Origin of the sequence: Stenotrophomonas sp. yr243 (genome assembly GCF_900184195.1) — a bacterium.
In the GTDB taxonomy this organism is placed as follows: Bacteria; Pseudomonadota; Gammaproteobacteria; order Xanthomonadales; family Xanthomonadaceae; genus Stenotrophomonas; species Stenotrophomonas lactitubi.
This window is the reverse complement of sequence record NZ_FXWT01000011.1, coordinates 1-1,645: the sequence shown is the minus strand read 5'-3', so window position 1 is coordinate 1,645 and position 1,645 is coordinate 1. Positions and strand designations below refer to the sequence as shown.

Sequence of the window (1,645 nt, the reverse complement as noted above, 5' to 3'; positions counted from 1 at the left end):
ATGGCTTAGGCCACACTACCATCGGCGCAGCTACGTTTCACTTCCGAGTTCGGGATGGGATCGGGTGGTTCCATAGCGCTAATTTCACCAGGGAGGCGGTTGGAGTGTCGCTTGGACGTCATGTCTTTGCAGGGCGCGGGCATGGTGATGCCTGCGTTGCAAAGAGACGCGCCTGAGCGCCTGCCTCTCGTTTGGTCTTGTGACGTAGCGTGCACTTGGATCTATCGACATGTCATGTCGGCCAAGGCAACTTGAGGTTATATGGTCAAGCCTCTCGGATCATTAGTATCAGTTAGCTCAATACATTGCTGTACTTACACACCTGACCTATCAACCACGTAGTCTACATGGTTCCTTCAGGGGGCTTGTGCCCCGGGAGATCTCATCTTGAGGCGCGCTTCCCGCTTAGATGCTTTCAGCGGTTATCGCTTCCGAACATAGCTACCCGGCAATGCCACTGGCGTGACAACCGGAACACCAGAGGTTCGTCCACTCCGGTCCTCTCGTACTAGGAGCAGCCCCTCTCAAATCTCCAACGCCCATGGCAGATAGGGACCGAACTGTCTCACGACGTTCTGAACCCAGCTCGCGTACCACTTTAAATGGCGAACAGCCATACCCTTGGGACCGACTACAGCCCCAGGATGTGATGAGCCGACATCGAGGTGCCAAACACCGCCGTCGATATGAACTCTTGGGCGGTATCAGCCTGTTATCCCCGGAGTACCTTTTATCCGTTGAGCGATGGCCCTTCCATACAGAACCACCGGATCACTAAGTCCTAGTTTCCTACCTGCTTGATCCGTCGATCTTGCAGTCAAGCACGCTTATGCCTTTGCACACAGTGCGCGATGTCCGACCGCGCTGAGCGTACCTTCGAGCTCCTCCGTTACTCTTTAGGAGGAGACCGCCCCAGTCAAACTACCCACCATACACGGTCCCCGACCCAGATAATGGGCCCAGGTTAGAACGTCAAGCACGACAGGGTGGTATTTCAAGGATGGCTCCACTGCAGCTAGCGCCACAGTTTCATAGCCTCCCACCTATCCTACACAGACGAACTCAACGTTCAGTGTAAAGCTATAGTAAAGGTTCACGGGGTCTTTCCGTCTTGCCACGGGAACGCTGCATCTTCACAGCGATTTCAATTTCACTGAGTCTCGGGTGGAGACAGCGCCGCTGTCGTTACGCCATTCGTGCAGGTCGGAACTTACCCGACAAGGAATTTCGCTACCTTAGGACCGTTATAGTTACGGCCGCCGTTTACTGGGGCTTCGATCAAGAGCTTCGCCTTGCGGCTGACCCCATCAATTAACCTTCCAGCACCGGGCAGGCGTCACACCCTATACGTCCACTTTCGTGTTTGCAGAGTGCTGTGTTTTTGATAAACAGTCGCAGCGGCCTGGTTACTGCGACCCTCTTCAGCTATAGCTCGCACGAGCCACCAAAAAGGGTGCACCTTCTCCCGAAGTTACGGTGCCATGTTGCCTAGTTCCTTCACCCGAGTTCTCTCAAGCGCCTGAGAATTCTCATCCTACCCACCTGTGTCGGTTTACGGTACGGTCTGCGTAAGCTGAAGCTTAGGAGCTTTTCCTGGAAGCGTGGTATCAGCAACTTCGCCATAAAGGCTCGTCTCGGTGCTCGG

General features: G+C 54.6%; 2 rRNA genes. Both read right to left on the bottom strand.

What is annotated here, in order from left to right:
* Positions 1–92 (bottom strand): 5S ribosomal RNA (gene rrf / locus QOL57_RS21420); the annotation flags it as partial.
* 169 nt (positions 93–261) lie between these two features.
* Positions 262–1,645: ribosomal RNA gene (locus QOL57_RS21415) — 23S ribosomal RNA — on the bottom strand; the annotation flags it as partial.